The organism is Aestuarium sp., from assembly GCF_023253315.1.
Classification (GTDB): domain Bacteria; phylum Pseudomonadota; class Alphaproteobacteria; order Rhodobacterales; family Rhodobacteraceae; genus Marivivens; species Marivivens donghaensis.
Genome location: NZ_JALRGW010000135.1, coordinates 1 through 785 on the forward strand (window position 1 = coordinate 1; position 785 = coordinate 785).

Genomic DNA, 785 nt, shown 5'->3' on the forward strand with positions numbered 1-785 from the left:
TTTCAAATAAAACGTATGTTTTGATTTGTTGCTGTACACATTCTAAATTTTGGTGGACCGTATGGGAATCGAACCCATTGACAGCGATCTTGCAAGGATCACCCGTTACCCATAACACAGCCCGTATTACTTCTCGCTCCGACCAGTCCATTTTGAGTTTGGACAAACTTGGGGCTAAAAAGCCACTCCACCACCTGCTTTTACGAAAGCAGGAAAATTCGTCAGGATCGTTTTTGTCGCTAGACAACCAAAGTTTAGCTTTAAGTTTGCTGAACCGATCCTATAATCCGGATCATAGAGAGGACCGAAGCTGTCTCTATGATCTTTATCCCGCGAGGCGGATTTATTTTTGGTCCGGATGGTGGGACTCGAACTCACGACCTACGGTACCCAAAACCGTCGCGCTACCAGACTGCGCTACACCCGGATTATATGTTGTCTAACCGTCACGGCTTTCTGTTAGACTCCCCACGACTCGATTTCATTAATCGATTACCGCACCATACGATGTATGTAGGATTATTTTGGCAGGGGTGCTCGGAATCGAACCGAGTTCTCAAGGTTTTGGAGGCCCGTGGATTACCATTTTCCCTCACCCCTATAAATTTTGGCTCCCTGACTTGGGCTCGAACCAAGGACCGGCCGCTTAACAGGCGGATGCTCTACCAACTGAGCTATCAGGAAACTATCTCTGTTTGTAACTACACCGACTACTTTCGGATCCTTGGCCAAGGCGTTTTCGCAAGTAGCAGCTCACCCGTCGGTGTAGTTACAAACAGAGTACT

The 785-nt window shown here is 47.4% G+C and carries 4 tRNA genes; all 4 read right to left on the reverse strand.

The window, feature by feature from the left end:
• Positions 1-50: 50 nt before the first annotated feature.
• A tRNA-Ala gene (locus AC1QQ2_RS14635) sits at positions 51-149 on the reverse strand.
• 201 nt (positions 150-350) lie between these two features.
• Positions 351-427: transfer RNA gene (locus tag AC1QQ2_RS14640), tRNA-Pro, on the reverse strand.
• A gap of 98 nt (positions 428-525) precedes the next feature.
• A tRNA-Trp gene (locus AC1QQ2_RS14645) sits at positions 526-600 on the reverse strand.
• Positions 601-608: 8 nt separating this feature from the next.
• Positions 609-684: transfer RNA gene (locus AC1QQ2_RS14650), tRNA-Asn, on the reverse strand.
• Positions 685-785: the final 101 nt, after the last annotated feature.